Origin of the sequence: Bradyrhizobium sp. (assembly GCF_049798375.1) — a bacterium.
Lineage (GTDB): Bacteria > Pseudomonadota > Alphaproteobacteria > Rhizobiales > Xanthobacteraceae > Bradyrhizobium.
This window is the reverse complement of record NZ_JBARGP010000634.1, coordinates 1-7,721: the sequence shown is the minus strand read 5'-3', so window position 1 is coordinate 7,721 and position 7,721 is coordinate 1. Positions and strand designations below refer to the sequence as shown.

The following is a 7,721-nucleotide window of genomic DNA, read 5'->3' as shown; positions in this document are numbered from 1 at the left end:
CTCGAAATTCGGCCCTTCGACAATGGCATCGACCGGGCAGGCTTCCTGGCACAGCCCGCAGTAAATGCACTTCACCATGTCGATGTCGTAGCGCGTGGTGCGGCGCGTGCCGTCGTTACGGCGCGGGCCGGCCTCGATGGTGATCGCCTGCGCCGGGCAAATCGCTTCGCACAGCTTGCAGGCGATGCAGCGCTCCTCGCCATTGGGATAGCGGCGCAGCGCATGCTCGCCGCGGAAGCGCGGCGAGATCGGCCCCTTCTCGAAGGGATAGTTCAGCGTCGGCTTCGGCTGAAAGAAATAGCGCATGGCGAGAAAGAACGCCGATACGAATTCGGACAGCAGCAGCGAACGGGCTGTGGCATTGATGTTGACACTCAAGGCACCCTCATTTCGGCGCAAGCCCCGCAAATTGCAGCACACCGGCGACGATCACCACCATGTGCGCGATGGCGACGATCCTGTTCCTCGGCGGCTGGCTGCCGCCGGTGAACTTGCCGCCCTTCACCTGGGTGCCCGGGGTCATCTGGTTCGCGCTAAAACTGTTTTTCATGTTCTTCCTGTTTGCAATGGCGAAGGCCATCGTGCCGCGCTACCGCTACGACCAGTTGATGAGGCTTGGCTGGAAGGTGTTCCTGCCGCTGTCGCTCGCCATGGTGGTCATCGTTGCGGGCGTGCTGCAATTGGCGGGGATTGCGCCGAAATGAGGTCGCTATGAGCATCAACATCAACGCTACCGCCCGCTCGCTTCTGCTGTCGGAATTCGTATCGGCGTTCTTTCTCGCCATGCGCTATTTCTTCAAGCCGAAGCCGACGTTGAACTACCCGTTCGAAAAGGGGCCGATCTCGCCGCGGTTTCGCGGTGAGCATGCGCTGCGTCGCTATCCGAACGGCGAAGAACGCTGCATCGCCTGCAAACTCTGCGAGGCGATCTGCCCGGCGCAGGCGATCACCATCGAAGCCGGTCCGCGGCGCAACGATGGCACCCGCCGGACGGTGCGCTACGACATCGATATGGTGAAGTGCATCTATTGCGGGCTGTGCCAGGAAGCCTGTCCGGTCGATGCGATCGTCGAGGGGCCGAATTTCGAATTCGCGACCGAAACGCGCGAGGAGCTCTACTATGACAAGGCGAAGCTGATCGCCAATGGCGACCGCTGGGAGCGTGAAATCGCCCAGTCGATCGCGCAAGACGCGCCGTACCGGTGAGGTGAGGAACGTGGCTGTTGAGATGCACCTATTCGCCATGCGCACGGTCTGCTCTCTCCGCCCTTGTGGGGGAGACTTGGAGAGGGGCTTCGCATGATCCTTCCGGCCCTGTTCTTCTATCTGTTCGCGGGCATCTGCGTCGCCTCCGCGGTGATGGTGATTGTGTCGCGCAATCCCGTGCACTCCGTGCTGTTTCTGATCCTCGCTTTCGTGAACGCCGCTGGCCTGTTCGTGCTGATGGGCGCCGAATTCCTGGCGATGATCCTGGTCGTCGTCTACGTCGGCGCGGTCGCGGTGCTGTTTTTGTTCGTGATCATGATGCTCGACGTCGACTTCACCGAGCTGCGCGAGGGCTTTCTGCAGTACATGCCGATCGGTCTCGTGATCGGCGGCATCTTCCTGTTCGAGCTGCTGCTGACCGTGTCCTACTGGGTCATCGATCCCGGCACCACCAAGACGATCACGGCCGCGATCCCGACCAACGTCACCAACACCGAGGCGCTCGGGCTGGTGCTCTATACGAAGTACATCTTCTACTTCCAACTTTCCGGCATGGTGCTGCTGGTCGCTATGATCGGCGCCATTGTGCTGACGCTCCGCCACAAGGTCAACGTCAAGCGGCAGGACATCAACGTGCAGAATGCCCGCACGCCTGAGATCGCGATGGCGGTGCGCAAGGTTGCCGTCGGGCAGGGGCTGCAGGATGCGGATGCGGCGGAGTGGGTGAAATGACAATCGGGCTCGGACATTATCTCTCGGTTGGCGCGATGCTGTTCACGCTCGGCATCCTCGGCATCTTCCTCAACCGCAAGAACATCATCGTCATTCTGATGTCCGTCGAGCTGATCCTGCTTGCCGTGAACATCAATCTGGTGGCGTTCTCGACCTTCCTCGGCGACATCGTCGGCCAGGTCTTCGCGCTGCTGGTGCTGACGGTCGCCGCCGCGGAGGCCGCGATCGGCCTTGCCGTGCTGGTTGTCTACTTCCGCAACCGCGGCTCGATCGCGGTTGAAGACGTCAATCTGATGAAGGGCTAGGGCGCATGAACTGCACGAGCATGATCATGCGTGAGGGAACGGACGAATGATCCAGGCCATTGTCTTTCTGCCGCTGCTGGGCGCCATCCTGGCCGGCCTGATCGCGTTGTTCGGGGCGCATGCGCGCAACCCGAGTGGCGACACCGTCGAGCATCACGGCGATGGCCACCATCACGCGTCGACCACGCATGTGAACGAGGATGCGTCGGTGGTGCATGTCTCGCATGACGAGCCGCTCGCGCACGATGATCACGGCCACGACGATCATCATGTCGCGGAGCCGCCGGCGGCCGGAACGCGCGCCGCGGAGCTGATCACCACCGCGCTGCTGTTCGTCGCGGCGGCGTTGTCCTGGGCGACGCTGGTCAACGTCGGCTTCATGCACCACGAGGCCGGGGTGATCGAGCTGCTGCCCTGGATCAATTCCGGCGACCTGCAGGTGTCCTGGGCGTTGCGCGTTGATACGCTGACGGCGGTGATGCTGGTCGTGGTCACGACCGTGTCTTCGCTCGTCCATCTCTATTCGATCGGCTACATGGACGAGGATCCCAATCGCCCCCGTTTCTTCGGGTATTTGTCTTTATTCACCTTCGCGATGCTGATGCTAGTCACGGCGAACGACCTGGTCCAGCTGTTCTTCGGCTGGGAGGGCGTCGGTCTCGCCAGCTACCTGTTGATCGGCTTCTGGTACCAGAAGCCGTCGGCGAATGCGGCCGCAATCAAGGCCTTTGTGGTCAACCGTGTCGGCGATTTCGGCTTCGCGCTCGGCATCTTCACGGTCTTCATGCTGGTCGGCTCGACCGATTTCGACACCATCTTCGGCGCCGCGCCGGGCATCGCCCTTGCTCACAAGACCGTCGACTTCCTGGGCTGGCATGCCGATGCGATGACGCTCGCGTGCCTGCTGTTGTTCATGGGCGCGATGGGCAAGTCGGCGCAGTTCCTGCTGCACACCTGGCTGCCGGACGCGATGGAAGGTCCGACCCCGGTCTCGGCGCTGATTCACGCGGCGACCATGGTGACCGCCGGCGTGTTCATGGTGGCGCGGCTGTCGCCGCTGTTCGAGCTGGCGCCGAACGCGCAAGCCGTGGTGATGTTCTTCGGTGCGACGACTGCGTTCTTCGCCGCGACCATCGGCTTGGTGCAGAACGACATCAAGCGTATCGTCGCCTATTCGACCTGCTCGCAGCTCGGCTACATGTTCGTGGCGATGGGAGCAGGAGCCTATTCGGTCGGCATGTTCCATCTGTTCACGCACGCCTTCTTCAAGGCGCTGCTGTTCTTGGGCTCCGGCTCGGTGATCTACGCGATGCACCACGAGCAGGACATCCGCAACATGGGTGGCCTGTGGCGCAAGATCCCCTATACATTCGCGGTGATGACCGTCGGCACCTTGGCACTGACGGGCTTCCCGGGTTTTGCGGGCTTCTTCTCCAAGGATGCGATCATCGAGGCGGCTTATGCTTCGCACAACCCGTTCGCGACCTATGCCTACTTCCTCACGGTGGTGGCGGCCGGCCTGACCTCGTTCTATTCCTGGCGCCTGATCTGGAAGACTTTCTTCGGTACCCCGCATGATCAGCATCACTACGAGGCGGCGCATGAGAGCCCGGTCTGGATGCTGATCCCGATCGGCGTGCTCGCGGTCGGTTCGGTCCTGGCTGGCTTCCCGTTCAAGGAGCTGTTTACGAACGAACATCTGGTCGAGCAGTTCTTCGGCGAGTCGCTCAAGATGAACCCGCACATCCTCGAGGACATGGAGCACATGCCGTTCTGGTTCGGACAGCTTCCGTTCGCGATGTTCGTCGTCGGCTTCGGAATATCCTGGCTGTTCTACATCGGCCGTCCCTCCATCCCCGAGGAATTGGCGCGTCAGCAGCCGCTGCTTTACAAATTCCTGCTCAACAAATGGTATTTCGATGAGCTCTATGACGTCATCTTCGTCCGTCCTGCGAAGTGGCTCGGCCGCTTCCTGTGGAAGAAGGGCGATGGCTTCGTCATCGACGGCTTTGGACCGGACGGCGTGTCGGCGCGGGTGCTGGACGTCACCCGCAGTGTCGTCAAGATCCAGACCGGTTATCTCTATCATTATGCTTTTGCCATGCTGATCGGCGTTGCCGGCCTGATCACCTGGTTCATGTTCATGGGAGGCCAGCAATGACCACCTGGCCGATTCTGTCTGTCGTCACCTTCCTTCCGCTCGTCGGCGTGCTGCTGATCTATCTGCTCAGCGGCGACGACGAAGCCGCCCGGCGCAACGCGCGCTGGATCGCGCTCTGGACCACGCTAATCACCTTCGCGGTGTCGGTGATCCTGGTGCTGCGCTTCGATCCTTCGCAGACTGATTTCCAGTTTGTCGAAAAGGCCAACTGGCTGGCGAGCGGCATCGCCTATCATATGGGCGTCGACGGCATTTCGCTGCCGTTCGTGATCCTGACCACCGCGTTGATGCCGTTCTGCATCCTTGCAAGCTGGAAGTCGGTGACATCCAGGGTGCGAGAATACATGATGGCGTTCCTAGTCCTGGAAACGCTGATGGTCGGCACCTTCTCGTCCCTCGACCTCGTGCTGTTCTATCTGTTCTTCGAGGGCGGCCTGATCCCGATGTTCCTGATCATCGGTGTCTGGGGTGGTCCGCGGCGGGTCTATGCGTCCTTCAAGTTCTTCCTCTACACGCTGCTTGGCTCGGTGTTGATGCTGCTCGCCATCATGGCGCTGTACTGGAATGGCGGCACCACCGATATTCCGACCTTGATGCACGCCAACGTCCCGCGGTCGTTGCAGACCTGGGCATGGCTCGCGTTCTTCGCCTCGTTCGCGGTGAAGATGCCGATGTGGCCGGTGCACACTTGGCTGCCGGATGCGCATGTGGAGGCGCCGACCGCAGGCTCGGTGATCCTGGCTGCGATCCTCCTGAAGATGGGCGGTTACGGTTTCCTGCGTTTCTCGCTGCCGATGTTCCCGTTGGCGTCGCATGACTTCGCGCCGCTGATCTGGACGCTGTCGGCGATCGCGATCATCTACACCTCGCTGGTCGCGCTCATGCAGGAGGATATGAAGAAGCTGATCGCGTACTCGTCGGTCGCGCATATGGGCTTCGTCACCATGGGCATATTCGCCGGCACCATGCAGGGTGTTGCGGGTGGCGTGTTCCAGATGATCTCGCACGGCATCGTCTCCGGCGCGCTGTTCCTCTGCGTCGGCGTCGTCTACGACCGAATGCACACCCGCGAGATCGCGGCCTATGGCGGCATCGTGAACCGGATGCCGCTCTACGCGCTGGTATTCATGGTGTTCACCATGGCCAATGTCGGGCTGCCCGGCACGTCCGGCTTCGTTGGCGAGTTCATGACTCTGCTGGGCACCTTCCGCGTCTCGATCTCGACAGCGTTCTTCGCGACATCGGGCGTGATCCTGTCGGCGGCTTATGCGCTGTGGCTCTACCGCAAGGTGGTGTTCGGCGCGCTGGTGAAGCCGTCGCTGCAGACCATCAAGGACCTCACCTTCCGCGAAGGCTTGTTGCTGTTCCCGCTGGTGGCGCTGACCATTCTGTTCGGTGTCTATCCGAAGCCGGTCCTCGACATATCGGCAGCCTCGGTTCAGCAGCTGGTCAATAACTACAATACCGCCGTGACGGCCGTGAAGGCCGCCTCGCTGCAGCAATAGACCCCACAAGATCGGGACACGAACGATGATCGAGAATTTTGGGGCTCAGCTCGGGGTGGTGCTGCCGGAGTTGATTTTGGCCTTAGGCGCGATGGTGCTCGTGATCCTGGGCGCCTTCCGCGGGCAGCGGGCGACGGGGCTCGTCACGACGCTGGCCGTGTGCCTGTTGATCGTGGTGGGGCTATTGGTGCTGTGGCGGCCGACCGATCAGGCGTTCGGCGGCAGCTTCATCGGCGACGACTATGCGCGCTTCCTGAAGATTCTGGCGCTGATCGGCTCGGCCGCAACGCTGATCATGTCGACGGAATTCCTCTCGGCGCCCGACCGGCGCATCTTCGAATATGCCATCCTGGTGCTGCTCTCTACGCTCGGCATGATGGTGCTGATCTCGGCCGGCGATCTGATCGCGCTCTATCTCGGGCTCGAGCTGATGTCGCTTGCGCTCTATGTCGTCGCCGCGAGCCATCGCGACAACGCCAAGTCGACCGAGGCGGGCCTGAAGTACTTCGTCCTTGGCGCGCTGTCGTCGGGCATGCTGCTCTACGGCGCGTCGCTGATCTACGGCTTCACCGGCACCGTAAGCTTCGCCGGCATCGCGGCTGCGGCGAAGGGCGGCAGCATCGGCATCGTGTTCGGCATCGTTTTCCTGTTCGCCGGTCTCTGCTTCAAGGTCTCGGCCGTGCCGTTCCATATGTGGACGCCTGACGTCTATGAAGGTGCGCCGACCCCGATCACCGCCTTTTTCGCCTCGGCGCCGAAGGTCGCAGCCCTCGCCGTGTTTACCCGTGTGGCGCTGACCGCGTTCCCCGGCATCACCTTCCAGTGGCAGCAGATCATCGTGTTCGTCTCGATCGCCTCGATGGCGCTCGGCGCGTTCGCCGCCATCGGCCAGACCAACATCAAGCGCCTGATGGCCTATTCGTCGATCGGCCATATGGGTTTCGCTCTGGTCGGCCTCGCCGCCGGAACGGTCGAGGGCGCGCAGGGCGTGCTGATATACATCGCGATCTATGTCGCGATGACGCTCGGCTCGTTCGCCGTCATCATCGCGATCCGGCGCAACGGCCAGTCGTTCGAGAAGATCAGCGATTTCTCCGGCCTGTCGCGCACCAACCCGCTGCTCGCCTTCTTCTTCGCGATGCTGCTGTTCTCGCTGGCCGGCATTCCACCGCTCGCGGGCTTCTTCGCCAAATGGTATGTGTTCGTCGCCGCGATCAAGGCCGGGCTGTTCACACTCTCGGTGATCGGCGTGCTGACCAGCGTGGTCGGGGCGTATTATTATCTCTCGATCGTCAAGACGATGTATTTCGATGAGCCGTTGCAGGTGCTCGATCCCGTCCGGATCGAGCTGCGCACCGTGCTTGCGGTCGCGGGCCTCTTCAACATCCTGTTCTTCGCCTATCCGGGACCGCTGGTTCGTGCGGCGACGGTCGCGGCGAAGTCGCTGTTCTAGATGGCCTTCACTCTCGGTCCGCGCGCGACCAAGGCAGGCTACGGGCTGATTGCGTTCGATCAAGCCGGCTCGACCAATGCCGAGGCACTGGCGCGGGCGCGAGGCGGCGAGCGCGGGCCCTGCTGGTACGTGACGACCGAGCAGACCGCAGGGCGCGGCCGGCGACAACGAGCGTGGATCGCGCCGCGGGGCAATCTCGCCGCCAGCGTGCTCGAGGTTCTGGACGTGACGCCGGCAATCGCCGCGACGCTCGGCTTCGCGGTAGGTGTTGCGATGGCGAGCGCGCTGCGGCAGGTGAGCCTCGAGGCCGTGATGCGGACCGGGGGCGGACAGCTGGATTTTGCGCTGAAATGGCCTAA

The 7,721-nt window shown here is 62.2% G+C and carries 8 protein-coding genes and 1 pseudogene; 8 read left to right on the top strand and 1 reads right to left on the bottom strand.

Annotation, left to right across the window (positions count from 1 at the left end; genetic code table 11):
* Window positions 1-378: NADH-quinone oxidoreductase subunit NuoI (gene nuoI / locus WA702_RS25015; protein WP_425113221.1), on the bottom strand; the 378-nt coding region annotated here is incomplete at its 3' end.
* 50 nt (window positions 379-428) lie between these two features.
* On the opposite strand from nuoI (WA702_RS25015), the pseudogene WA702_RS25010 reads away from it, so the two are divergent.
* The 8 genes and pseudogenes from WA702_RS25010 to WA702_RS24975 form a co-directional block, all read left to right on the top strand.
* Window positions 429-704, top strand: a pseudogene (locus WA702_RS25010) (NADH-quinone oxidoreductase subunit H); the annotation flags it as partial.
* 13 nt (window positions 705-717) lie between these two features.
* Window positions 718-1,206, top strand: coding sequence for an NADH-quinone oxidoreductase subunit NuoI (gene nuoI / locus WA702_RS25005; RefSeq protein WP_425113223.1), 489 nt, complete (start codon window positions 718-720; stop codon window positions 1,204-1,206).
* 93 nt (window positions 1,207-1,299) lie between these two features.
* A complete protein-coding gene (locus WA702_RS25000) occupies window positions 1,300-1,938 on the top strand; it encodes an NADH-quinone oxidoreductase subunit J (protein ID WP_425113220.1) in 639 nt (212 codons plus the stop codon).
* A complete protein-coding gene (gene nuoK / locus WA702_RS24995) occupies window positions 1,935-2,243 on the top strand; it encodes an NADH-quinone oxidoreductase subunit NuoK (RefSeq protein ID WP_425113222.1) in 309 nt (102 codons plus the stop codon). Before WA702_RS25000 ends, nuoK begins: the two co-directional genes overlap by 4 nt.
* A gap of 46 nt (window positions 2,244-2,289) precedes the next feature.
* Window positions 2,290-4,404 carry an NADH-quinone oxidoreductase subunit L gene (nuoL, locus tag WA702_RS24990; protein ID WP_425113219.1) on the top strand — a complete coding sequence of 705 codons (2,115 nt, stop codon included), beginning with the start codon at window positions 2,290-2,292 and terminating at the stop codon, window positions 4,402-4,404.
* Window positions 4,401-5,909 (top strand): NADH-quinone oxidoreductase subunit M, encoded by a 1,509-nt coding sequence (locus WA702_RS24985; protein ID WP_425113218.1) that lies wholly within the window; start codon window positions 4,401-4,403, stop codon window positions 5,907-5,909. The genes nuoL and WA702_RS24985 overlap by 4 nt, the downstream gene beginning before the upstream one ends.
* A gap of 25 nt (window positions 5,910-5,934) precedes the next feature.
* Entirely contained in the window at window positions 5,935-7,362 is a 1,428-nt protein-coding gene (gene nuoN / locus WA702_RS24980) for an NADH-quinone oxidoreductase subunit NuoN (RefSeq protein WP_425113217.1), read from the top strand.
* Window positions 7,363-7,721: biotin--[acetyl-CoA-carboxylase] ligase (locus tag WA702_RS24975; protein WP_425113216.1), on the top strand; the 359-nt coding region annotated here is incomplete at its 3' end. It abuts the gene before it with no gap.